Origin of the sequence: Dyadobacter sp. 32 (assembly GCF_902506755.1) — a bacterium.
GTDB lineage: Bacteria > Bacteroidota > Bacteroidia > Cytophagales > Spirosomataceae > Dyadobacter.
Map to the genome: position 1 here is coordinate 4,962,421 of NZ_LR735258.1, position 23,714 is coordinate 4,986,134.

Below are 23,714 nucleotides of genomic sequence, written 5' to 3' on the forward strand. Positions count from 1 at the left end.
TAGATACGATGAACAAATTTTTCAGCTTCCGGAACAATATACTAATGGTTGCCATTCTGGGAATGGCGCTAACCGCATGTGACAGTAACAACGGTGGAGAGGTACCGCCGCCAGATGAAGCAGGAAAGTACTCGGCTATTCTGTGCGTAGGCAGCTGGCCAAACACCGCCTACTACATTGCTGACGTACCATCCTTAACGGAGGGAACCATAAGCTTGCAAGGTAACGGTGCCGAAATGACCGGTAAAGTGTATGCGCAGGACGTTATTCAGAAGGACGGATTTTATTACCATGCCAATTTTGGCAGCGGACGTTTTGGTAAATACCATGTTGAAAACGGCGCACTGGTCACAGACAAAGAAGTGCCGTTTACCTATCTGAACTGGAGTTCATACGCGTGGATAGATGATCAGACCCTGGTTATTTTTGGTACAGGCGAAAGCGAGGGGAGATATGCAATTGTAAAAGTTGCGGATATGAGCGTTACAACAGGCAAGCTGAACCTGGAAGCAATTCCTAAGGGTTTCAATGATTACAACATCGGTTTTGCCGAATACCGTGCCAATAAATTATACGTGGGTTACGGATTTGCATCTTCCGACTGGACTTTGTATCCCAACATGCCGGTTTACCAAAAATTCAACGTAGCCGTAATCGGCTATCCTGCCATGAGCGTAGAAAGTACTATTTCCGATACGCGCACAACAACACCGGGTGGCCCGATCGTGTATGCGCCGTCTTCATTTATTGATGAGAACAATGATATTTACTTTATAAGTGATCCTGTGAGTGGATACGATTACAAATCACCTTCGGCGGTATACAGGATTAAAAGCGGCTCGACTACGCTTGACCCGACCTACTATTTCGATTTTTCTTCAAAAGTGAACAATGAAATGGGGGCCGCTATGTGGTATATCGGAAATGGTAAGGCCATTGTCCGTACAAGGACTGCGGGGCAGTCGATTGATTCGGACCACTTCTATTCTGTTATCGATGTAAAGACAGGTACATTCATTAAGAAGCTGGATCTCCCGGCAGATAAGGGAGAAAGAATGGTGCAGGCGGTGATCGTTGAAGACGGTAAGGCTTACATCGCGGTTAATGCAGCCGACAAAGATTATATCTGGGAATACAATCCTACCACAGATAAGCTTACACATGGCGCCGAATTTGTTGGTGGAATTGACTACATACTTCGCCTGGAAAAAACGAAGTAGGTTTTCCTGGCAGCCACCTATGATCCTGTTTACGGAAAAAGTTCTCTTTTAAATATATCAAAACAAATGCATCCTGTCGATGGCAACCGGCAGGATGCGAAAAGTGACTAATGGCATGATGACAATCCTGAAAAAAATAAATGCCTGGCTACACCTTTGGCTTGGACTCGCTTCCGGAATTGTCGTTGTGGTGGTTGGACTGACAGGCTGTATACTCGTTTTCGAAACAGAAATCGAGGATATGACCTTATCACACCTACATGCGGAGCACGAAGAAAATGCACCCATGCTGCCGCCTTCTGAGCTATGGAAATCGGTCAATAAGGCTTTGCCGGATAAGAAGATATTTAGCGTATGGTATCACGGCGCCGACCGCACGGCTCATTTTAGCCTGGATTCGGACTCTTCCGTTTATGTTAATCCGTATACTGGTAAAGTTGTTGCGATGATCGACCACGAAGATTTCTTCCATTTTATACTGGATGGACATGTAGGATTGTGGATTGAAGGCAAAGTGGGGACTATGATCGTGAGTTCTGCTACGCTTATCTTTTTTATTCTCCTCATCACCGGCATGGTGCTTTGGTGGCCTAAAAAGTGGAATAAATCCGGAAGGGACAGAAGCTTTAAAATTAAATGGCGGGCGAAGTTCAAACGTGTGAACTACGACTTGCATAACGTCCTGGGCTTTTATTCACTTATCATTGCACTTATTCTGACTATAACCGGACTCATCATGGGTTTTGCCTGGTTCAACAAAGGCTTTTATTGGCTTAGTTCAGGAGGTGAGTCGGCGCCAACTTATCTGAGACCATTTTCTGATACAACCAAAGTCAATGTCGTTACCAGCTTTGAAAATGTAGATAAAGCGTGGCGACTTGGTGTTGAAAAGATCGGAGTTTACGAAAAAGACGCCATCATCGTTTCATTTCCTAAAAAGAGCTCTGATCCCATTTCCCTTTGTGTGGATATGTACAATGGTTCATGGCGCTACGTGTATCTGGATCAGCATACATTGGAACAATTGCCTTCCGATGTCCAAATTGACGATCTTGGCGTAGCGCAATGGCTCCGGCGAACCAATTACGCGCTGCACGTGGGGGCTATTGGCGGGTTAACGACTAAGATTCTTTACTTCATTGCAAGCCTGATCTGCACGAGCTTACCGATCACCGGCTTTTACATCTGGTGGGGTAAGCGTGGAAAGAATAAAAAGAAAAAAGGGAAGGCAATTTCACAGCTTCGTTCCACCGAGCTTTCAATAACCCAAAGTAAAAATTAATATTCCTTCGATTTTTTCTTCTCATCACCGATGCAGGTTCTGCACGCGGCGATATCTTTACGCCATGGAAATCAAAACAAAATATATTTTCTGTCTAATTTTTTCTTGTTTACTCATGCTTGCAGGTGAGGGATTCGTCGGTGCTCAGACCGTCCCTGGATTTATGATCAAGGGTACACTCTTAGATTCGAATTCAAAAAAACCGATTGAGTTTGCTACCATCAGTATTCTGGACAGCGAGAAAAAAGTAATTGCATTAACGTATTCCGACGAAAATGGAATATTTAAGTCTGCTGATGTTCATGTCGGATCATTCTTTCTTAATCTCTCTTTTGTGGGCTATCAGCAAAAGAGTATTCCTTTCGAAATAAAAAATTCATCCGTTTTTGAATTTGGTACGATTGCCCTTAAATCTGAGAGTACCCAGCTTAAAACTGTCACCATTACCGGTAGCAAACAACTTGTGGAACAACAACCCGGCATGCTGATCTACAATGCTGAAAAGGACATCAGCAATAACGGAGGCACGGCAGCGGATGTACTGCGCAAAGCACCCATTCTCAATGTGGACGCAGCTGGAAACGTAACTATGCGTGGCAGCTCTAATCTCCGCATTCTCATCAATGGGAAATACTCGGGACAGATGGCACGTAGCCCTGGGGATGCATTGAATATGATGCCTGCCGGTTCAATCAAATCGGTTGAAGTGATCACGAGTCCTTCGGCGCGTTACGATGCGGAAGGCGCTGCCGGGGTAATCAATATCATCACAAAAAAAGGAAATCAAAGTACAAGCGGGACATTGGAAACGGTTATCGGAAATATGGAACAGGCCATTAACCCTCGTTTTACGATGAACCGGGACAAATGGAACGTAACATCGACGCTCCACATGCACCGTTTCCGAAACAAAGAGTTGGTAAGTCTGGACAGGGTTTCACTTGAAAGCGGGCAGGAAGGCGGGCGAATCCAGCAGGATATGATCAGGGACAATGCCAAGCCGCACGGCTCCGGCGATCTGCAGGTAGAGTATGCCGCGGATTCGTCGAATCTGTTCAATTTTTCTTTGAATGGCTGGTTAGGGAACTGGCCTCAAAATAGTGAACAACGTAACCGCAGATATTCGTCAGCGGGGGATCTCATCGAGGAATACAGGCAGTCCGTTAAAACCAAAGCGCCGAATAAGGGACTTGATTTCAATCTGGGTTATACCCATAAATTCAGAAAACCAGGGGAGGAGCTTTACCTCATGGCCCAGCATAATCGTTCGCAGGACGATTTCAATTACAACGCATCTCAAACGGACACCGAACATCTGTTGATATATCGGGAAATTAATAACAATCGCACCAAAAACAGTGAGTGGACATTTCAGGGAGACTACATTCTGCCTTTTTCAAAGTCTGGGAAACATGCGTTGGAAAGTGGCATGAAGGCAATTTTACGAAATGTAGGAAGTACATTCAATGTTTCAGCAAGTGAACAGGCGACACCCGAGCTGTTGATACCTGTTCAGGCAAGGTCCGACCAGTTTGATTACAAACAGGATGTTTTGGCTGCATATAGTCAGGTAAAGTTTAAATGGGCCGGTGGCTGGGCACTTCACGCGGGCGCCAGGATGGAGGGTACGTTTTTAGAAGGTAATCAGCGTACTCTCGCCGCATCGTTTAGCAATCAGTTTTGGAACTTTGTGCCAAGTGCTACTTTTTTCAAAAAGCTGGACGCAAACAATAATTTAACTTTAAGCTACACAAAACGTATATCACGCCCATCCATATGGGATCTGAATCCAAATAAGGACACCCAAAATCCTAATAACATTGTCATTGGAAATCCTTCCCTCAGGCCAGAGGAAGTAAATCAGGTTGAGTTTACCTATGCGCTGCAAACGAATTCGGATCTTTTTGTGAACGTATCCTTATATGGTAGAAAAACGGGGAATTCGATTGAAAGTATTATAACTGTTGATACGGCTGGCATCGCAACGACCACTAAGCAAAATCTCGCCTCAAATGAGCAGTATGGTTTAAATCTTTCTACTTCCTTTACCGTGGTGCCAGGCTGGAAAATAAACAGTAATGCCAATCTGCGCTATGCGGAATTTGAGAGCCAGGCTTTAAGCATTAGCAACAGCGGAACCGCCTGGGGCATTAATATCAACAGCAGCTGGAAATTGCCAAATAATTACAGTGTCCAGGTGTACGGTGATTACGATGCGCAGAGTGTGTCTCTTCAGGGATATAAAACTTCAAGGTTGTATTACAGTTTTTCGGCCAAAAAGGAACTGCCTGCCCGCAGGCTTACCATTAGCTTTACAACTGTGAGTCCCTTCAACAATTACATCAAGCAAACCGAGGTCGTCAGATCTTCGGGTTTTATTGCCAGGGAGCAAAGCCAGTATCTTCTCCGGACTGTAAGGCTTTCGCTCAATTGGGAATTTGGAGGTATGTTTAAAGGTGGCAGTGGACGGAAGATCAATAATGACGATCAGAAAAACGCAAAACAAGGTGGGTGAGGTGGTGATATCGGCTTAAAAAAATAGGCCTACCCCTCCAATATTTTTTGTGGTCTTGGCAGAAGGCTGCAGTCGGGCAATTTCCTCTGCCAGATAATCAATATGTTGCTTTCTCATGAAATCCAGGAAGATTGTGATGTCTTCTTTTTCGCGGGTAGCCATCAGCGCACCGATGTACTCCGTTTTGTTTTGAGATAGCATAACTGTTAATGGACGGTTGTAACAGGCTTGAATGTAGTGCATTAATAATCTGGCGGTAGGTCCATTCCCATCGGCGAAAGGATGAATGGTTACGAATTGGTAATGCAGGAGAAATGCTAAATCGTTTACTTCCGCTGTGGAAAGTCTGGCTACTAATTGCTTATTGACATCATTGCATAAATAGGTCATTGCTTTGAAAACCCTGCTGTAATTCAGGTAACTTTTACCTCCTATTCCTGCAGAAACATTCAGCAGCCTGAAATCTCCTTTGGAACTATCAAAAGAACCGAGGGCAGTATTGTAAACTGTTCCTGTGTTCTTCATCACCAGTGATGCAATTTCCTGGATGAATGGGACCGTGAGCATGGATTTTTCAAGTGACTTTTTAACTACAAATTGCAGCGCAGCCAGGTGATCCTTCACCATTAGGTGATGCATTAAGGGTTTCCCTTTTGCGGTTAAGCCTTCATCCAGGAAAACTTGTGTTTCAATTTCAGTTAAGGTATTTCCTTCTATTACAGTGGAATGGTGAGAGATGGCATACTGGTTGTGCTTGACATAATCAATCATACCTTGAGTGATTGACTGATGTTGGAGGGTAAGCTGTTCAAGCGTTTCCATGCCGTTCATTTCCGTTAATTATTTGTAATTTCAACAGGCGTATTAAAACCCGACCATAACTTCTTCAACCTTCTTTGCTCCGTCAAAAAAGGAAAGCAAACGAATCAGGATACCCTCTACAACTGCATCAGGGCAGGATGCACCGCAGGTTAGCATGATTCGGACGGGTGTTTGGGAAGAAAGGTAATTTTCAGTAACCACTTCCTCCTTCAGGTGCAGGTTATAGTGCCGGATCAGTTGCCTATCCAGTATCTTATTTACCGATTCGATGAAATAGGTAGGAAATTTTGTTTCGCAAAGCTCAACCAGATGTGAAGTGTTGGAGCTATTATAGCCACCCGCTACAACCACCAGATCGGCGTCGTGAGTAAGCAAAGCGTAGGTTGCATCCTGGTTGTCGTTGGTGGCATAACACAAGGTGTCGCGGGTGTTGGCAAAGCGCTCTTCTACTTCATGCGGTTTCAGATTGTAATGCCGGATCATTACATTTTTCAGGTAATCGGCAATCCCCTGTGTGTCCGAAGCCAGCATCGTAGTTTGATTCACAACACCAATGCGGGAAAGGTCGGATGCCGGGTCGAAACCTTCTGAGAACTGACCTTCAAAATCTGCAGAAAACTGATTGGCAGGAAGTTCGCCGGTAATGTATTTGCCCAGCAGGAGCGTCTGCTCCATATTTTCAACCACAATGGTAGGCGCGTTCTCCTTACTATGAGAAAACGTAGCCCGGGTTTCTTCATGAAAGGGCTTTCCATGAATGACAATTGAATACTCTTTTTGACCTATCTGAGCGGCGCGGTTCCATACTTTTTCTACAAAAGGACATGTGGTGTCATATATGTAGGAATTGATACCAAGCTCGCTGAGTTTGCTCTGGTTTTCGATCGTAGTGCCAAATGCCGGTACGATCACAATATCTTCCGGGGTCAATGTTTCCCAGGGTATAAGCTGCCTGCCTTTGGTATCCATAATAAAACGAACACCCCGGTCGGTCAGGTCCCGGTTTACATCGGGGTTGTGGATCATTTCACTAAGCAAAAAAATCCGTTTTCCAGGGTTTTCGGCTATGGCTCTGTAAGCGATATCAATCGCATTTTCGACACCATAACAAAAACCAAAGTGCCGTGCGATCAAAAACTGTACGGGCCCAAAATCCAATACCGTGGGTGTGTAATCGCGCTTGAGCTTGTCGTTTTTGCGACGAAACTCCTTAATGGGCGAAATAATACGGCTACGGTAAAAATCAGGGATATTAAACGTTTTCATGGTTTTGAGCTGATAAGCTTATGGCTTTTAACTTTTGCGCAATCTGCCAGATTAGGTAGGCGGTTTTACCTATTTTATTGTCCTCTAAGCCGTTAATCCAGATGAAAAAAATGCCTACATTGAATCTGAATATAAAGGGAAAACAATATTCCCCGTAAAGATAACCCTTCCGTTTTTAGCAACAACCGCGGATGGGACTTTGTTCTTACGAAGTTTTTTGAAAATTATTTCAGGATTGGTGCAACATATGTGAATGATGAGCAGTCATTTACACAGAACGTTCAAAATCTAAGCCTTCTTTTTGAAAACACAATTTTACACCGACAAGCATGTCGAACTGGTGGAGCGTTGTAAACTCGGTGAGCGAAAAGCTCAGTATGAGCTTTATAAGAATTACTCCAAGGCTATGTTTAACATCTGCATGAGGATTTTGAACCATAACGGTGAAGCAGAGGACGCTCTGCAAGAGGCTTTTGTGGATGCATTTACCAATCTGCACCAATTCAGGCAGCAGTCAACATTTGGCGCCTGGCTGAAACAGATTGTGGTGAATAAGGCAATTAATCATGTCAGGAGCAGAAAAATGCAGTGGGTTGAGATGGATGAATTCCAGGAGAAAATCGAGGAAAGTGAACGTTCTGATGATTACTATGGCTGGGATGAGAGCGATACAAGTCTGGAAGTGGAAAGGGTAAAACGTACCATGCTCAGACTGCCGGATGGCTACCGCGTTGTGTTGAGTCTTTACCTGTTCGAAGGGTATGACCACGAGGAAATAGGGGAGGTGCTGGGGATCAGCGAGTCCACCTCTAGGACCCAATATATGCGCGCCAAACGCAAATTGACTGAAATGCTGGCCCAATGAAAATAAACCCATAGGGCGGAAAATTCATTCGGCCTGGTGGCGCATGCGGATCAGTGAGAATTAGGTTTAAAGTAAAAGGGAGGATATAAACGTAAACGCGAACAATCATTTGAAACAAATTTTTACACTTTACAAGTTTATGATTCAATGAAAAAGTCTTCTGATAAAAAAGATCGTCTGGAGAGGTTTGTGCGTGATAATAGGGATGGATTTGATACTTTCTTGCCACAGGATTCATTATGGGATCGTATCGAAGCACAGATTCCGGCAGAGCCCTCCGCCTCAACTCCTGCGAAAATATTGCGGCAGCCGAATAACCCGTTCTTCGACTGGCGGATCGCAGCACTCATTTTACTCACGCTGGGTGTAGGCTACCTTTTCTTCCTCAATCAACAATATGGTGTCACCCGCGACCCGGGCGTAGCGCTCAATGCGCCTGGTTATGCGAAACAATTCAATGAGTATACGGTTGTGATTGATGAAAAAAGGGATGAAATCATCAGATTGGCCAAGGATAATCCGGAACTATATAAGGATTTCTCGGCGGATCTGAATAGTCTGGAAAGCAGTTACCAAAAACTGAAGTCGGACCTGGGGAGTGCTCCCAATAAGGAAGCGCTGGTCCAGGCAATGATCCAGAATCTGCAACTGCAGGTGGATTTACTTAATCAACAGTTAATCATTCTTCAGCGCTTTAACAACGCAACAAAAAACCATGAAAGCGATCAAGCACCTGTTATATAGTCTTATCATTTTATCTGTTCCCCTGGCCTCCCGTGCCAGTGATCCTGATCCTAAAAGCCTGGTGGAGAAAAGAAGGAACATCGTCAAGATTTTTGAGGTAAGGGATCCGGATTTGTTAACAGTGGATAACCAGTATGGCCAGGTCAAGGTGAATCTTTGGGCAAAGAAGGACATCCGGGTTGAAATTGTCATTACCGCCAATGCACCCAGCGATAACCAGGCAGCACAGTATTTAAATGCCGTTGCCATTGATGAAAAAAGGGTCAGGAATGGGATTACGCTTACCACGAATATTGATAAAGCCCAATTTGGACGAAACTTGTGGAATAACCGGAAAGGAGATAAGAATTTTATTCAAATTGATTACACGGTTTATATGCCAAAAGAAAATCCATTGATTGTTAAAAATCAGTTTGGCGACACCGACATCCCATCATTCGTTGCTCCGCTTACCGTGGATTCACGTTATGGAACTTTCTCTGCCAATCATCTGGAAAACGCTGAAAATAAGATAGATGTACAGTATGGGAATGCCCGAATAGGGAAAATGGATGGTGGCAGACTGGATTGCCAGTACTCCACGCTACAGGTTGATCATGTCAATAAACTCCTGTTGAATAATAAGTTTGGCCCTCTTAGCATCGGTGATATCAATAATCTGGATGCCGATATAAATTACTCCGGGGCAAAAATTGGTACCATGCGTGGAACCGGGAAGATCAGACTAAACTATTCTGGAAGCTTTAAAATCAATGAATTGACAAATTCCTCAGAAAATGTAGATATTCAGGCGGCCTACTCCTCCGTAGTGATTCCGGGAGACGCCAGCCAGTTTAACGTGACCGTGACTTACGGCAAGTTTACCTATCCTCAGGATGTTAACTTTTCAATGCAACCGTCAGTGTCTTCCCAACGGGTGAAGCAGTATCAGGGCAAGGTAGGTACTGGCTCCGGAACGAAGATTACAATAAATTCCAGGTACGGCGATGTTAAACTAAAAGAGTGATCAAACTACCTTGTTTACGCTTCGATCAGCACATTATAGCGGAAATCCAGTGGGTCGAAAACCTTGAATAAATTGCTGATGAAATCAGGGTCTTGGGTGTAAAATGAAAGCAGGTTATCATAGCGTTCCTGGGCTACTCCACCCGGGAACAATTTGTTTTTAAGACTTAAAAGCTGATCAATCTCGCTGGCATAATTCCGTTCTTCGGCCTTTCTGAGTCGGTTTTCTAAGTGTTCAAGTAAATGCAACAGTCTGGTTTGCTCCGCTTTCACAGCTCCATCCATCGTTTTATCAATGGCAACCGCTTTTTCGAGAATCGTAGCAAACATTGCGTCGAAGATCTGTTTTTCATCATCTAGGTTCAATGTGTTCCTGCTATGACTTTCTACATAGCTTTTACGCAATGAAACTTCATCCAAAAACAAGTCCTGATAGGTAATATCCAGTTTTTCGATTTTTTGTTGTTGGTGCTTGTTAACGTAAATCGCAAAATTACGCGGAATAAGCATAGGGAAGGGAACAGCATAGGCATCAAAGACACCTTTCAATTGCATCCAGTAAGGAACCTCCGATGGTCCGCCTATGTAGGCGAGGTTGGGTAATATAATCTCTTCATACAAAGGTCTTAACACCACATTCGGGCTGAAATACTCAGGGTGCGCGTCGGCCAGAGCAATAATTTCTTGTTTGGAAAAAGATCTGTCTGTATTCAAAACCTTGTAAACGTCACCATCGAAAACGATTCGCTCGCGTAAACTACCCTCTAAATAAAACAGATTGATTTCCCGGGCACTTACCGGCGTATGGTATCCGAGGCTGGCTAGTTTCTCTGTATTTTGTGCTACCAGATTCGCCGACCTGGGCGTAAGAAGTTCTTCCTTAATCACCGGAAGAAAATGTCGTTTCAGATCCGCATCGTCTGCGTCGAGACATATTAATCCATCTTTACCAAACAACTCGTGCATATAACATCGCACTGCATCGGCTAATGTTTCGTTTTCGGCATAGGCTCTTGCAAAAAGTGTAGGTTGCTCGGGAAGCTGCTTTGCTATTTTTTCGAGTTCTTTCGGGTTAAGACGTCCCACTGCTCCTGTGTGTGCACCTAGCCATTTGTGAGTTTGGCCAAACACGTGCAGGGAAGCTATTTCATCAAAATCATGGTCTTCGGTAGCCATCCAGTATACAGGCAAAAACCGGTATTCAGGGTAAGCCTTCTGAAGCGCCCTGGCCAAATTTACGGTCGTTACAATTTTATAGATAACGTATAGCGGGCCTGTGAATATATTAAGCTGGTGCCCGGTGGTTACTGTGAAAGTTCTGTTACCCAGTAGCGCAGAAAAATCAGGCTTGGACAAAATCTTATCATATTGTTTCTCTAAAACCTGTACCAGTGTTTTGCGTTTCACCGGATCAAATTGCTCTCTTTCTGCAATGACTTTGCCTGCATTTTTGATGCTTGGGTATTCATTATAAAATGCATTAAGTGAAGGTTTTTGATCCAGATAATCGAGTAACAGGGCAGGAAATTGTCCTGTATCGTGCAAATCCACAGAATGAACAGTCATGAAAGGTAGTTTTTCAGTAGTTAGAATGGATTCCAACGTTTAAATCGTTTGACAAGATTGTTTCAAGGAAACCGAACAAATAACGCGAAAGTTCAGGATTGCAAAAAGGCATTTGCATTCTTATTCGACAAGTTATGGGTATTCGGGCGTCTAACAAAAAAGCCGGATCTGACTCAGATCCGGCTTTCCCAAATTATTGGTTTCTAGTTGCGCAGGTTATGCACCTGAGATATCTTTTCCGACACCGATTAAGTATCCTTTATTTCTTTAAATGATAATCTAAAAGCAATAGTCATTTTTAGTGATCAATTCATCAGCAATGCGGCGACGTGCGTCTTTGAGGTTGGATGGCTCAATCTTAGTGAATCGTTTGAGGCCCATTAGCATCACGCGGAGTTCGTCGCTCTCCGCGAAACTGGTGATAGCCGAGCGTCCTGAGTTGTTCAATTTTTCCACCGCTGCATTCAAATATACCTGTACCATGTCCCTGTGAAGCGAATTGGCATTTTCGCCTAGCAGGGCTATACGTTTTTCTACACGAAGGATAATGGATTCGGCTGCGTAGGTTTCAATAATCATATCCGCCACATTCATGATGATTTCCTGCTCCTCTGAGAGTTTCATCATGAATTTTTGAACAGCAGCACCGGCCACCATCAACACGGCTTTTTTCATGTTTTTAATCACTTTTTTCTCTGCTGTGAACAGTCCGCCTTCGTCTTCACTGCCTAAATCAGGAATCGACATGATCTCTTTTCCAACGGCCATCGCCGGGCCCATCACATCCAGCTGCCCCTTCATGGCCCTTTTTAATATCATATCCACCACCAGAAGCCTGTTGATTTCATTGGTGCCTTCAAAAATCCTGTTGATCCGACTATCCCGATAGGCACGATCCATAGGGGCGTCTGCCGAAAAGCCCATGCCACCATATATCTGAACACCCTCGTCGACCACATAATCCAAAACCTCAGAGCCATGCACTTTCATGATCGCGCACTCGATGGCCAGTTCTTCCAGTGCTTTCAGTTTGGAGTCTCCATCGCTCATGCCTTTTTCCTGTAAGGACAACGTCAGGTCATCAATATTCTGGCCCACGCGGTAAGCTGCGGATTCGGTCGCAAACATACGCACGGCCATTTCGGCCAATTTATGTTTTATAGCACCAAAACTTGAAATTGATGTGCCAAACTGCTTACGCTCGTTGGCATAGTTAATCGCCTGCTTGGCTACCATTTTTGAACCACCCAGCGCAGCTGCTGCAAGCTTAATACGCCCGATGTTCAGGATATTTACAGCTATTTTGAAGCCGTTTCCACGATCGGATAGTAAGTTTTCAACCGGAACAGCGCAATCGTTGAAGAATATCTGCCGGGTATCCGATCCTTTGATACCCATTTTATGTTCGGGTTCATTCATTGTTATGCCCCCGTACGTCTTTTCGATGATAAAGGCGGACAGGTTTTTGTCGGTTGCTCCGTCTTCCTCAATTTTAGCAAAAACAATAAACACATCTGCAAAGCCGCCATTTGTAATCCACATTTTCTGGCCGTTGATCACATAATGCGTTCCATCACCCGATAATTTGGCCTTGGATTTACCCGAATTTGCATCCGATCCCGAATCCGGTTCGGTAAGACAATAGGCAGCCTTAAATTCTCCGGAGGCTAGTTTGGGAAGATATTTTTTCTTTTGATCTTCGTTGCCATAGTACAGGATCGGGAGTGTACCGATTCCGGTGTGTGCCGAAAGTGCAACGGAAAAGGAATTGCCGGCTCCGGTTGCTTCCGCCACAAGCATGGAGGTGTTGAAATCCATTCCAAAACCGCCGTACGCTTCGGGTACCACAGTTCCCATCAGTCCAAGTTCACCTGCTTTGTCCATCAACGAGGACATCAGATCGGGACCAGAGGCTTTATCTATCTCATCAAGCCTTGACCAAACCTCCGCACGCAGAAAGTCACGGCAAGTATCAGCAATCATTTTTTGCTCCTCATTAAATTCTTCGGGAATAAATATTTGCGAAGCAGGTGTTTCTTTAATCAGAAATTCGCCTCCTTTAATTGTCGTTTTTTTTTCTTCTGCAACAGCCATGGTGGACAGGATCTTTTTGAATGTAGAATTTTAATATAGTATGCAAGCATACTATTATTTGCAAATATATTCTGTTTCATAATATTATGCAAGCATACTAATGATAAAACATCAGAATGATTTCAGTACTTTTTAAATCAGGTTTAGCTTGTCTTACAGTCTTGATTATCCTTTTCTAAATCGGACCTGTGGGAAGTCTTGGTTTGTATTAAAAACTGTCAATAATACGCTGCCACTCAGCAACTTTTGTTTCCGCATCAAACTCCTGTACCTTGGCACGAGCGGCGTTCAAATCATACTTTATCTGTTTGTTTTCGGTCCAGTCCAGCAGATTTTTGACAAACAACGGAATGTTGAGGTCAGGAACGATGGTTCCCAGTTCAGGGGTTATAAACTCCGTGGGGCCACCACTGTCGAAAGAGACAATGGGCTTGCCCAGCCAGGCTGCTTCTACCAGAACCATTCCGAAGGGTTCCTGCCGAGAGGTCAGCATAAAGCCGTCGGCGGCGGCCATATAAGAATAATAGTCCTCTTTCTTTGCTCCGATTAAATGGATTTTCACATGGTCAACCTGTTTGCATCTTTGTTCTGTCCAGTACACCAGGCCGTCGTCACTTAACTTGCCCACCCATACAAGGTGGATTTTGGAATTTTTGGGAATCTGCATGGCAATGTCCGGAAGGAGGTCAAATCCCTTCCGCTCAGAGGAGGTACCGGACATGATCCATACAAAATCGTCGGGTTCGGCGCCCCACTCTTTTCTTACCTCCTGAATACGTTTTTCATCAGGTGTTATTTCTTTCAGGTCCACAAAGTTATACAGCCTTTCCACGCGTCTGCTTCCCGATTCCTTCATACAGCGGCACACAATATCGGAACATCCAATAATCATATCGGAGTCATCCACAATGGTTTTGAAGTCGGATCTGCTTACCTGTGAGTACATGGTGGACAATTCCTGTATGTGAGAAATTACAGGAATCTGCAACTGTTTTCCAATCTTTATTACATCGGCCAGCATCACGGTATTCACATACCATAAATCTGCCTTAAACTGTTTAGAGATTTTTTTTAGCGCAATTGTGGTAGGATGAAGTCCCAGGTGAAACGCTACTTTTTGCGTCAGCGAGAAATTCCTGGGGGCATAAAAGACTGGAACGTCCTTGGGAAGATCGTGAAGTAGCTCACCTTTGGCAAAACAAACCAGCCCGGCATCAAACTTTGTTCTGTCGAGATACTTAAGGATGTAATAGATCAGCATTTCTGATCCGGTACGGGTGGCGTAGGGAGTAAAAAATAAAATTCGGCGTTTTGGTTTCATGGCTTAGTAAGCAGGTCTATGTTTTCTTTTGGGCTGATCTGATAGAGTATTTTTTTATTCAACAGTGTGGGCCAGAAATAACGAAGTGTGACTAGGGTTTTTCTGGTAAATATGATCTGCGTTTGAAGTTCTTTAAAGGGGTTGCCTGATTTTGCCAAATTCAATAACATTTTCCAGATAAAAATAACCGGTATCATCAAAAGGGTATGCAGCATTAAAGTTAGATAAGACAGTACGCCATACTGCTTTCGTATCCACAAATAATTGGAGACCTGCATTTGTGTACTAAACCTGTTTATCCAGGAAATGCGGGTCCTTCGAAATGGATTGTCGTTTTCCAAATGTACGAAAGTGAAATCTTTAAAGTAGCACAGCTTTCCCAATGCGGCTAACCTTCCCGACCATTCGACATCTTCGGCATACATGAAAAAATCCTCGTCAAAGCCAGCTGTCTTATCAAATCCTGATTTTCTCACAAACATGAAAGCGCCCACAAGCCAATCGTGTTGGTCTGGGTCGGCATAGACCGGTTCCGGGAATAGAGATAGTAAAAGTTTTTCAACAAAAGCACTGGGTGGCAGGACGAAGAAGGTTCTTCTGAATTCATTGAAGCTCTTGTAGAAAGGCATCGGTGAGTCGGCTGCGTCATATTGTAACGCACCGCAAGCAACGACATCCGCCCGTTCATCCATTCGTTTTACACAGTCGCCCACAACATTGTTAGTAACCAACGTGTCGGCATTCAGAATCAGGCAATATCTACCTTTGGCAACCTTCATACCTTGATTATTGGCTCTCCCAAATCCTGAATTATAACCCATGTCAATCCACTTGACCGAAGGAAACTTCTCCCTCACCAAATGACCCTCTCCGTTATCCGAATCATTGTCAACCACGATAATTTCGAAGGATATTCCGGTCGTGAATTTGAAAATAGAAGTTAAGCAATTGATAATCAGTTGTGGTGTGCGATAATTTATGATAATGATGGATACATCCATGAATAGGCCGTGCAATATGAAAGGGGCAAAAATAAAGAATCTCTGCCGAAGACTTGCATATCTTCAACAGAGACTCTCCGATATTTGTAGCGTAATTAGTTAACGGATCAATTCAGCCTTTCGAATATGCCGGCAACACCCTGCCCGCCGCCGACGCAAGCGGTAACCATACCATATTTTTGACTTCTGCGTCGCATTTCATTCAATAGTTGCACCGATAATCTTGCTCCGGTGGATCCCAGTGCATGTCCAAGCGCAATGGCCCCGCCGTTCGGATTAACTATTTCCGGATTAATATCCAGCTCCTGCATCACCGCAAGCGCCTGGGCTGCAAAAGCTTCATTAAGCTCAATCTGTTCAATATCTCCAAGTTTCAGGCCTGCCTGCTTCAATGCTATGGGAATGGCAGCAACCGGCCCTATGCCCATAATGCGTGGATCTACGCCCGCTGTGGCATACGATAGCATGCGGGCGATGGGTTTGAGGCCCAGCTCATTCACCAGCCGTTCGGACATCACCATCACAAAAGCAGCCCCGTCGGAAGTTTGCGAAGAATTGCCTGCCGTAACGGATCCTCCGGCGGCAAACACCGGTTTCAATTTACCCAAGGCTTCTACCGTTGTATCGGCTCGCGGACCTTCATCCTGGCTCACAGTCATCTCCTTTGTCTTTTTCTTGCCTGAAATTGGGTCGAAGTAGGTTTCCTGTACCTTGACGGGTACAATACCCTCTGCAAACCATCCCTCTTTTTGAGCTCTTAATGCTTTTTGATGCGATTGGAACGAAAATTCGTCCTGTTTCTCACGGCTGATATTAAAGTCTTTTGAAACCTGCTCAGCGGTAAGTCCCATGCTGAGATAATAATCCGGATTGGTATGGGCAATGTCGTAGTTGAGGGCCGTTTTCCAACCCATCGTGGGCACCATCGACATCGATTCGGTGCCGCCAGCAATAATACACTCACCCATTCCGGCGTGAATTTTGGCTGCGGCCATGGCGATGGCTTCTACCCCAGAGCCACAGTATCTGTTGATGGTGATACCGGAAACGTTCTTTGGGAGGGCCAGTAAAGCTACATATCTTCCCATCTGCATGCCTTGTTCGGCCTCCGGAACGGCATTTCCGACAATCACATCATCCACCCGCGCCGGATCGAGATTTGGTAAGCTCTCGAGCAAGTGTTTGATTACTTCGGCACCCAGTGTATCAGGACGGGTAAAACGAAATCCACCACGCGTGGCTTTTCCTACTGCTGTGCGATATCCGGCGACAATGTATGCGTTCATATTTTAATGATGGTTTTGTTGGGTCAAAGAAATGGGCTGCAGATTTACATTTCTGTTCTCGTATGGAGATAAAAAATAGTATGCCTGCATACTATCTGTAAAATTAATAATTAAAAGCAAAACAACAAACCCGCCGAATTCGTTTTCGGTGGGTTTGCAAATACCAGTAAGTTCTGATTAAAATTTTCGATGTGGCCTTGCCCCGAGCTCCATGCTCTACACGGCATGGCCTTCTTCAAGTGCTTTCGGCCGTTTGGCGTTGTCGGGCATTACAATCCATAGAGCAATATACACCAGGACAAGTGGAAATGGCTTGGGTATAAAAAACGCAAGCACCAAAAGCACCCGGACGATGGTGACATCAATCTGAAGATATTCTGCCAAACCTGCGGCTACACCGCCAATCATTTTGTTCTCTGTATTGCGGAATAATCTATTGTTGTTCATGGCTATTTTCTTTTTTTGTTGTTATTATTGATTCAAAGGTACTATGTAATACCTGGTAGCTTAGTCGGAATTGTTATGAATGGTGTTTTGGTTAGGGAAATGGTTTTTTTTGATGAAGAAGTGGACTCGTAGACAACCATTAATTCGACTGCAATGCACAACAGCTGGATTTCGTTATCAATAACATCAGACTTTCCCCAGGATTATCCTTCATCTTGCTGATAACTATTGGTAAAGAATTACCTTTGCGTTTAAAATGAGCGTTTTGCTGCCAATCTGGCACGTATGGTGGTGGTAGGCGCAATATTTTTACAGAAAAAACGATAAAAAACATATATATAAGCTCATGTTTAAATTATTTTCGAAGCTATTTGGTACTAAGGCGGAACGCGATTTAAAGGAATTGACGCCCTATGTAGGGAAGATCAATGCCGAATACGCCTTATTGGCTTCTTTAACCAATGACCAGCTCCGGGCAGAATCTGAAGGGCTTAAAGCACAAATTGCTTCTGAGCTGAAATCCATAGATGAGCAAATTGGCGCTTTACGTCAGCAGGCAGCTGACGAGCCCAACGTGGATAAAAAGGAGGCGATTTTTAAGAAAATTGATGCGCTGGAATTAGATCGTAATAAAGAGTTGGAACGGGTGCTTTTGGAGATTCTTCCGAAAGCATTTGCTATTGTAAAGGATACCGCTCGCAGATTAAAGGAAAATGACCGGCTGGAAGTTACCGCCACTTATTTTGACCGTGAAGTTGCCTCAAAAAAATCGCATGTGACCATAGAAGGCGATAAGGCTTACTGGAGTAGTACCTGGGATGTAATAGGCCAGCCGATCAAGTGGAGCATGCTTCATTACGACGTTCAGCTGATTGGCGGGGTTGTACTGCATCAGGGCAAAATCTCGGAAATGGCGACAGGTGAAGGTAAAACGCTGGTGGCAACCTTACCCGCGTTTCTGAATGCACTGGCCGGACAAGGTGTACACATTGTAACAGTCAATGATTATCTGGCCAAGCGTGATGCGGAGTGGAACGCACCTTTGTTTGAATTCCACGGGATGTCCGTAGATTGTATAGACCGTCATCAGCCTAATACGGTAGCGCGTCGTAACGCTTACAAGGCCGATCTTACTTACGGAACAAATAACGAGTTTGGCTTTGATTACTTGCGTGACAACATGTCACGCACACCCGAAGAGCTGGTCCAACGCAAGCATCATTATGCCATGGTGGATGAAGTGGATTCGGTGTTGATTGATGATGCACGTACCCCATTGATTATCAGCGGGCCGGTACCGCGTGGGGATGAGCAGGAGTATCTGGAACTGAAACCACGTGTTGCGAAAATCGTAGAGGCTCAGAAAAAGCTGGCCATGGATTTTCTCAATGATGCAAAAAGGAAAATCACCGCCGGGGACAAAAAGGAGGGAGGCTTATCCCTGTTTCGTGCGCACCGCGGTATGCCGAAGTACAAGCCATTGATCAAATACCTGAGTGAGTCCGGTATCAAACAATTGATGCAGGAATCGGAATCGATACATTTGGCCGAGAACCAGAAGCTGATGCCGGAAGCTGATGCTCCTTTGTATTTTACCATTGACGAGCGTCACAATAGTATTGAACTTACCGAAAAGGGAATTGACTTTCTGACCGGGGAATCGGATCAGACCAATTTCTTCATCCTGCCCGATATAGCCGTTGATCTGGACGCCATAGAAAAGGATTTATCCATGACTGAACAGGAGCGTGTAATTCAGAAGGAGGCATTGATTCGTGACTATTCTGTAAAAACTGCTCGTATACATACTGTTAACCAACTTTTGAAAGCATATACACTTTTTGAGAAAGATGTGGAATATGTGATCATGGATGGCAAAGTGAAAATTGTTGATGAGCAAACAGGTCGTATTATGGATGGTCGCCGGTATTCCGACGGCTTGCATCAGGCGATTGAAGCGAAGGAAAGTGTGCGCGTAGAAGATGCCACACAAACCTACGCTACCGTTACTTTACAGAACTACTTCCGGATGTATCATAAGCTGGCCGGGATGACCGGTACAGCCGAAACCGAAGCAGGGGAATTCTGGGAAATCTACAAACTGGATGTGGTTTCTGTTCCTACAAATGTTAATTTGGTTCGTAAGGATGAGGAAGATAAGGTATACCGGTCCGTTCGTGAAAAATACAATGCGGTCACAGACGAAATTGTAGAGCTGGTAGAAGCCGGACGACCTGTATTGGTGGGTACAACATCCGTTGAAAACTCAGAAATTATCAGCCGCATGCTTACGTTGCGGAAGATCCAGCACCAGGTTTTGAATGCCAAGCAGCACCAGAGAGAAGCTGAGGTGGTTGCAGAAGCGGGTAAGCCCGGTACCGTTACGATCGCTACAAACATGGCAGGTCGTGGTACGGATATCAAACTTACTCCGGATGCAAAATCTGCCGGAGGCTTGGCGATCATCGGTACGGAGCGTCATGAGAGCCGGCGCGTCGACCGTCAGTTAAGAGGTCGTTCAGGACGTCAGGGGGATCCGGGTTCTTCTCAATTCTTTGTTTCATTGGAAGATAACCTGATGCGTTTGTTCGGTTCCGATCGTATGGCGAAGGTAATGGATCGCATGGGGCTGGAAGAAGGAGAGGTAATTCAGAGTGGCATGATCACCAAATCCATCGAACGTGCGCAGAAAAAGGTTGAGGAAAACAACTTTGGCATGCGTAAGCGTCTTCTTGAATACGATGACGTGATGAACTACCAGCGTGATGCCATTTATACGCGTCGTCGCAATGCGCTTTTCGGAGATCGTTTGGCCGTTGATATCGCCAACACTTTGTTCGATGTATGCGAAGAATTGACTGCCACTACCGGCAACTATGCCGAATTGGAGCTTGCAGCGATTACAACGCTTGGAATGGAATTGCCTTTCAGCGATACCGAATATGCTTCACTGAAACCCAACCAGCGGTCACAGCAACTTTATGCAGCCGCGGAAAAGAGTTATCAGGGAAAAAATAAAACTGTAGCAGAAAATGCTTTGCCTATTCTGCGATCGATCCATGCAGAGAGAGGTGCAACGATTACTGAGATCATGATCCCGTTCAGTGATGGTATCCGTCAGACAGGTATTGTCGTTAATCTGAAAAAGGCTATTGAAAACGAAGGTGCTGAAATTACCCGGGAGATGGAAAAAGCGATCGTGCTTTCACTCATTGATCAGGAATGGAAAGAACATCTTCGTGAAATGGATGATTTGAAACAGTCTGTTCAGAATGCTGTTTTCGAACAAAAAGATCCTTTATTGATATATAAGTTTGAGTCTGTTGAGCTTTTCAAACGGTTTCTAAGCAAAGTTAATTTTGACATGATCTCGTTTCTGATGAAAGCCGAGATTCCGCGTGAAGAGGAAGCGCCGGCAACAGCGGTACCACAAAATTTACGTCGTCCGGCTCCCGCTGCCCCTGCGTTGCATACCAACCGTGAGGAGGACTATGAACCTGAAACGGATGGACCCGGTGAATATGCACGCCAGATGGAATCCACTACAAAAGCTCAACCCGTTCGTGCCATCAAAATTGCTGACAGAAATCAAAAGGTTTCCGTGCAATATCGTGACGGCAGGATTTTGCGTGACGTAAAGTATAAAAAGGTGGAGCAGGAAGTGAAGAATGGGGAATGTGTGGTTATCGAATAATATCCTGGAGTTAAGCCTTCTTTTTTTGAAATAAAAGGACAAAAACAGCTAAATTTTTATTTAGGACGGTCATATTTGACAAGAGCCCTGCTTTTCTAAATTGGATCAGCAGGGCTCTTTGTTTGACACGAAATCAGTAATTATGCGATATTTGTATTTTTAGAGAGCGTCGCAAACGAAATTACCCATATATGAAATTGCACAGAGAAGGATATGTCATCATGCTGGTTACAGCTATCGTGTTGGTTTTGATCAACTTAGGTATCAATTATCTTTTGCCTGATGGCTATTGGATTCCACGACTGGTCTTGATTGGCAGTGTCGTAGTATTCTTTCTGGTTGTGCAATTTTTTAGGGTACCATCGAGAGTGGTTCATAAAAGTGACACGCAGATCGTAGCGCCTTGTGACGGGAAAGTGGTTGTCATAGAAGAAGTGGTAGAAAGTGAATATTTTAAAGGCCCAAGGCGTCAGGTGAGTATTTTCATGTCGCCGTTGAATGTGCACATCAACTGGAATCCGATAAGTGGCGTGATCCAGTATTTTAAATACCATCCCGGGTTATATCTGGTAGCCTGGCATCCCAAATCCAGTACCGATAATGAGCGCACAACTGTGGTGATCAGAAATAAAGAAGGTATTGATGTGCTGTTCCGCCAAATAGCCGGGGCAGCGGCGCGTCGCATTCGCTGGTACGTGAAAGAGGGTGATAAAGTGGAACAAAGTACCGAAATGGGTTTTATCAAATTCGGTTCTCGTGTGGATATTTTCCTTCCTTTGGACGCGGAAATTAAAGTTAATCTTCAGGATAAGACGGTTGGGAGTGTGACGGTGTTGGCAGAGTTGAAGTAGCGTTTAGTGCACCAAACTTACCGTCCCCTTCACAGTCCTTATCTTCCTCAAAACCATTCCCTGTTTTAATTCCAGCGCATGGAAGGCTGTGTCGTCCCATTTGTACGACACAGGGATCCACTGGCCATCTACGGCTTCCGCGGCTTCAGTGTGAAACCATAAACCGGCTCTTTTGTTAGTAGCCTTGCTGTTCACCTTTTCGATTTTTCCACGGACCCGCGCACCGCTCCTGATTACCGTGGTACCGTTAACCTGCACAGAAGTTGTCGCCCGCAACCAGATTGTCTGACCGGCATAATTCGATTCTGTGGAAATGGGCTGGCTCAGCTCCGCAGAAAATGTTTCTCCCTTAAGTTCTATAGTCGTTTTTCTGGATACTTTTCCAGGCTCTTTCTTTTCTTCAACGGGTGGTGCAGGGGATTGTTCTTCTACGATTGGCTTTGGTTTTGCCACCACCATTTCTTTCTTCCTTCTTGTGACGGGCTCGGGAACAGGCTCGGCGGGGATCTCTTCAAGTGGTTTGGGAACATCCTTTTCCTGAAATACAGCCGGGCTGATATCCTCGGAAATTTTGTTGTGGATGGATGGCGTGCCTGCCAAAGAATCTGATTTGGAAACTTTGGGTTGTACAACCGTAGAGTCGCCCTCTCCGGTTGCTGTATTCGGTCCCGAAAATGACCAGACCCCGAGAATAGTGCTTGCGAATAGCAGCGAGCCTAAAAGAATTTTTCCTTCAAGGCTCGACATGTTATTTCTGAGGCTCAGCCATACAGAGGGCTTTTCCTCAGGCCCAACTTGGGCAAGCCTTGTTGGATTTACAGGTGGCTTTTCAATTTTTTGATTGGTGACACGTGTTGCCGGTACCGGCTTGGGAGTGGTGTTGAAAAGCTTCGCGTCCAGATTACCCGCTGGTGTGATCAAAATCAGCGCATTTCGCAGTTCACTGGCCGATCTATACCTTTTCGCCGGATTTTTTTGCAGGAGTTTGTCTAAAATGGTCTCAAGCGACTGGGGCAAATGCGGTATTCTGCTGCGTAGTGAAATGGGTTTTTTGGTGAGTATCTGACTGATCAGGGTAATATCAGTCGACGATTCAAACGGCATTTTGCCACAGAGCAGTTCATAAAGCAGTACACCGATCGCGTACAGATCGGATTGGACGGATGGTTCGGCGCCATTCAGAAGCTCCGGGGCCATATATTCCAGCGTACCCACAACCCTGTCGGCCCGGGTGAGGCGTGTACTGCCTTGTAACCTCGCAATTCCAAAATCCATAAGCTTGACGGAGCCTTCGGGCGTCAGCATCAGGTTTGCCGCTTTAATATCGCGATGCAGAATTCCGCGGGAGTGGGCATGTTGCACACCGTCCAGGGTTTGAATCACGATCTTAATGGCTGTATCTGTTGGTAGTTGGCCGTACTGTTTCAAAAACTTTTCGACCGTAATGCCGTGAACCAACTCCATGACAATCACACTGTCGTGGTCGTCCTGCAAAAAATTATAAAGTGTGGTGACGTTGGGGTGATTGAGCTGTGCGGAAAGAATAGCCTCATTCCGAAAGCGGTCCATGAAAGTGGTGTCCCGTATCAGATGCTGGTGTAGCATTTTTATCGCCACAGGGCGACGGAGAATCGTGTCGGATGCCTTGTAGACTGTGCCCATTCCTCCTTCTCCCAGAAGTTCCTCAACACGATAGTTTTGAATAGTACGGCCAAGCATGATAGTAGGAATTAAT

Annotated in this window: 17 protein-coding genes; 8 read left to right on the forward strand and 9 right to left on the reverse strand. The window is 44.9% G+C overall.

Features of this window, described 5'->3' with window-relative positions; translation table 11 throughout:
* Positions 1 to 8: 8 nt before the first annotated feature.
* The 3 genes from DYADSP32_RS20280 (at position 9) to DYADSP32_RS20290 (ending at position 5,017) form a co-directional block, all read left to right on the forward strand.
* Complete coding sequence (locus tag DYADSP32_RS20280) at positions 9 to 1,220, forward strand: DUF4374 domain-containing protein (protein ID WP_149241055.1); 1,212 nt, start codon at positions 9 to 11, stop codon at positions 1,218 to 1,220.
* A gap of 115 nt (positions 1,221 to 1,335) precedes the next feature.
* Positions 1,336 to 2,502 carry a PepSY-associated TM helix domain-containing protein gene (locus tag DYADSP32_RS20285; protein WP_414617924.1) on the forward strand — a complete coding sequence of 389 codons (1,167 nt, stop codon included), beginning with the start codon at positions 1,336 to 1,338 and terminating at the stop codon, positions 2,500 to 2,502.
* A gap of 115 nt (positions 2,503 to 2,617) precedes the next feature.
* Positions 2,618 to 5,017 carry a TonB-dependent receptor domain-containing protein gene (locus DYADSP32_RS20290; protein WP_414617925.1) on the forward strand — a complete coding sequence of 800 codons (2,400 nt, stop codon included), beginning with the start codon at positions 2,618 to 2,620 and terminating at the stop codon, positions 5,015 to 5,017.
* Positions 5,018 to 5,032: 15 nt separating this feature from the next.
* On the opposite strand, the gene DYADSP32_RS20295 is transcribed toward DYADSP32_RS20290, so the two are convergent.
* Both DYADSP32_RS20295 and DYADSP32_RS20300 read right to left on the reverse strand, forming a co-directional pair.
* Positions 5,033 to 5,839 carry a Fic family protein gene (locus tag DYADSP32_RS20295; RefSeq protein ID WP_149241053.1) on the reverse strand — a complete coding sequence of 269 codons (807 nt, stop codon included), beginning with the start codon at positions 5,837 to 5,839 and terminating at the stop codon, positions 5,033 to 5,035.
* A gap of 42 nt (positions 5,840 to 5,881) precedes the next feature.
* Positions 5,882 to 7,105 (reverse strand): 4-hydroxy-3-methylbut-2-enyl diphosphate reductase, encoded by a 1,224-nt coding sequence (locus DYADSP32_RS20300; protein ID WP_149241052.1) that lies wholly within the window; start codon positions 7,103 to 7,105, stop codon positions 5,882 to 5,884.
* A 301-nt stretch (positions 7,106 to 7,406) separates the two neighbouring features.
* Here DYADSP32_RS20300 and DYADSP32_RS20305 point away from each other — a divergent pair, with 301 nt between their 5' ends.
* The 3 genes from DYADSP32_RS20305 to DYADSP32_RS20315 all read left to right on the forward strand — a co-directional run bounded on the left by DYADSP32_RS20305 (position 7,407) and on the right by DYADSP32_RS20315 (position 9,720).
* Complete coding sequence (locus DYADSP32_RS20305) at positions 7,407 to 7,970, forward strand: sigma-70 family RNA polymerase sigma factor (RefSeq protein ID WP_149241051.1); 564 nt, start codon at positions 7,407 to 7,409, stop codon at positions 7,968 to 7,970.
* Positions 7,971 to 8,117: 147 nt separating this feature from the next.
* The gene (locus tag DYADSP32_RS20310; protein ID WP_149241050.1) at positions 8,118 to 8,714 is read left to right on the forward strand and encodes an anti-sigma factor; all 597 of its coding nucleotides are present in this window, start codon (positions 8,118 to 8,120) and stop codon (positions 8,712 to 8,714) included.
* Positions 8,686 to 9,720: a hypothetical protein gene (locus DYADSP32_RS20315; RefSeq protein ID WP_414617926.1), complete on the forward strand. Its 1,035-nt coding sequence runs from the start codon at positions 8,686 to 8,688 to the stop codon at positions 9,718 to 9,720. Before DYADSP32_RS20310 ends, DYADSP32_RS20315 begins: the two co-directional genes overlap by 29 nt.
* Before the next feature lie 14 nt (positions 9,721 to 9,734).
* On the opposite strand, the gene bshC is transcribed toward DYADSP32_RS20315, so the two are convergent.
* The 6 genes from bshC to DYADSP32_RS20345 form a co-directional block, all read right to left on the reverse strand.
* Positions 9,735 to 11,285 (reverse strand): bacillithiol biosynthesis cysteine-adding enzyme BshC, encoded by a 1,551-nt coding sequence (gene bshC / locus DYADSP32_RS20320; RefSeq protein WP_149241049.1) that lies wholly within the window; start codon positions 11,283 to 11,285, stop codon positions 9,735 to 9,737.
* A 279-nt stretch (positions 11,286 to 11,564) separates the two neighbouring features.
* Positions 11,565 to 13,379 (reverse strand): acyl-CoA dehydrogenase family protein, encoded by a 1,815-nt coding sequence (locus DYADSP32_RS20325; RefSeq protein WP_149241048.1) that lies wholly within the window; start codon positions 13,377 to 13,379, stop codon positions 11,565 to 11,567.
* Positions 13,380 to 13,587: 208 nt separating this feature from the next.
* Positions 13,588 to 14,700 carry a glycosyltransferase gene (locus tag DYADSP32_RS20330; protein ID WP_149241047.1) on the reverse strand — a complete coding sequence of 371 codons (1,113 nt, stop codon included), beginning with the start codon at positions 14,698 to 14,700 and terminating at the stop codon, positions 13,588 to 13,590.
* Positions 14,697 to 15,701 (reverse strand): glycosyltransferase family 2 protein, encoded by a 1,005-nt coding sequence (locus DYADSP32_RS20335; RefSeq protein WP_149241046.1) that lies wholly within the window; start codon positions 15,699 to 15,701, stop codon positions 14,697 to 14,699. The genes DYADSP32_RS20330 and DYADSP32_RS20335 overlap by 4 nt, the downstream gene beginning before the upstream one ends.
* 107 nt (positions 15,702 to 15,808) lie before the next feature.
* Positions 15,809 to 16,987, reverse strand: coding sequence for an acetyl-CoA C-acyltransferase (locus DYADSP32_RS20340; RefSeq protein WP_149241045.1), 1,179 nt, complete (start codon positions 16,985 to 16,987; stop codon positions 15,809 to 15,811).
* Positions 16,988 to 17,203: 216 nt separating this feature from the next.
* Complete coding sequence (locus DYADSP32_RS20345) at positions 17,204 to 17,434, reverse strand: PspC domain-containing protein (protein WP_149241044.1); 231 nt, start codon at positions 17,432 to 17,434, stop codon at positions 17,204 to 17,206.
* Positions 17,435 to 17,780: 346 nt separating this feature from the next.
* On the opposite strand from DYADSP32_RS20345, the gene secA reads away from it, so the two are divergent.
* Positions 17,781 to 21,128 carry a preprotein translocase subunit SecA gene (gene secA / locus DYADSP32_RS20350; protein ID WP_149241043.1) on the forward strand — a complete coding sequence of 1,116 codons (3,348 nt, stop codon included), beginning with the start codon at positions 17,781 to 17,783 and terminating at the stop codon, positions 21,126 to 21,128.
* 191 nt (positions 21,129 to 21,319) lie between these two features.
* A complete protein-coding gene (locus DYADSP32_RS20355; protein ID WP_149241042.1) occupies positions 21,320 to 21,979 on the forward strand; it encodes a phosphatidylserine decarboxylase family protein in 660 nt (219 codons plus the stop codon).
* A 3-nt stretch (positions 21,980 to 21,982) separates the two neighbouring features.
* Here the strand turns inward: DYADSP32_RS20355 and DYADSP32_RS20360 are convergent, their stop codons facing one another.
* The gene (locus DYADSP32_RS20360) at positions 21,983 to 23,698 is read right to left on the reverse strand and encodes a serine/threonine-protein kinase (RefSeq protein WP_149241041.1); all 1,716 of its coding nucleotides are present in this window, start codon (positions 23,696 to 23,698) and stop codon (positions 21,983 to 21,985) included.
* Positions 23,699 to 23,714: the final 16 nt, after the last annotated feature.

Coding starts and splice junctions, on each gene's coding strand:
- DYADSP32_RS20285 (WP_414617924.1), top strand. CDS start 1,336: ATGATGACAATCCTGAAAAAAATAAATGCCTGGCTACACCTTTGGCTT.
- DYADSP32_RS20340 (WP_149241045.1), bottom strand. CDS start 16,987: ATGAACGCATACATTGTCGCCGGATATCGCACAGCAGTAGGAAAAGCC.
- DYADSP32_RS20325 (WP_149241048.1), bottom strand. CDS start 13,379: ATGGCTGTTGCAGAAGAAAAAAAAACGACAATTAAAGGAGGCGAATTT.
- DYADSP32_RS20355 (WP_149241042.1), top strand. CDS start 21,320: ATGAAATTGCACAGAGAAGGATATGTCATCATGCTGGTTACAGCTATC.
- DYADSP32_RS20280 (WP_149241055.1), top strand. CDS start 9: ATGAACAAATTTTTCAGCTTCCGGAACAATATACTAATGGTTGCCATT.
- bshC (WP_149241049.1), bottom strand. CDS start 11,285: ATGACTGTTCATTCTGTGGATTTGCACGATACAGGACAATTTCCTGCC.
- DYADSP32_RS20310 (WP_149241050.1), top strand. CDS start 8,118: ATGAAAAAGTCTTCTGATAAAAAAGATCGTCTGGAGAGGTTTGTGCGT.
- DYADSP32_RS20345 (WP_149241044.1), bottom strand. CDS start 17,434: ATGAACAACAATAGATTATTCCGCAATACAGAGAACAAAATGATTGGC.
- DYADSP32_RS20330 (WP_149241047.1), bottom strand. CDS start 14,700: ATGAAACCAAAACGCCGAATTTTATTTTTTACTCCCTACGCCACCCGT.
- DYADSP32_RS20290 (WP_414617925.1), top strand. CDS start 2,618: ATGCTTGCAGGTGAGGGATTCGTCGGTGCTCAGACCGTCCCTGGATTT.
- DYADSP32_RS20295 (WP_149241053.1), bottom strand. CDS start 5,839: ATGGAAACGCTTGAACAGCTTACCCTCCAACATCAGTCAATCACTCAA.
- secA (WP_149241043.1), top strand. CDS start 17,781: ATGTTTAAATTATTTTCGAAGCTATTTGGTACTAAGGCGGAACGCGAT.
- DYADSP32_RS20300 (WP_149241052.1), bottom strand. CDS start 7,105: ATGAAAACGTTTAATATCCCTGATTTTTACCGTAGCCGTATTATTTCG.
- DYADSP32_RS20315 (WP_414617926.1), top strand. CDS start 8,686: ATGAAAGCGATCAAGCACCTGTTATATAGTCTTATCATTTTATCTGTT.
- DYADSP32_RS20360 (WP_149241041.1), bottom strand. CDS start 23,698: ATGCTTGGCCGTACTATTCAAAACTATCGTGTTGAGGAACTTCTGGGA.
- DYADSP32_RS20335 (WP_149241046.1), bottom strand. CDS start 15,701: ATGGATGTATCCATCATTATCATAAATTATCGCACACCACAACTGATT.